The following is a 252-nucleotide window of genomic DNA, read 5'->3' as shown; positions in this document are numbered from 1 at the left end:
AGAACACAAAGGCATTAAAGCAGCAGCACGTTGTTGGAAAGTAATGACACCCAATAATTTAAGAATATGATGTTGTATCGCACTCTCATGATCTTCCGTCAATAAACGATGTACAGTAAAATCAGGAAGCGCTTGAGAAATGCGTAATAACTTTAAAGCACAATCTCGATATTCTATTTGTCCATTCGTTGGATTTTGATAATTCACTCTTACTTGAAATACATCAGCTTGTCGTCCTTGTCCAATTTTTTG

Annotated in this window: 1 protein-coding gene; it reads right to left on the bottom strand. The window is 35.7% G+C overall.

Annotated features, from left to right (window positions below):
- A partial coding sequence (locus tag RYX56_RS24005; RefSeq protein ID WP_317124338.1) for a hypothetical protein occupies window positions 1-252 on the bottom strand: 252 nt, incomplete at both ends.

The organism is Alkalihalophilus lindianensis (assembly GCF_032843265.1).
Taxonomy (GTDB): domain Bacteria; phylum Bacillota; class Bacilli; order Bacillales; family Bacillaceae_D; genus Alkalihalophilus; species Alkalihalophilus lindianensis.
This window is presented reverse-complemented; position numbering and strand designations above follow the sequence as displayed.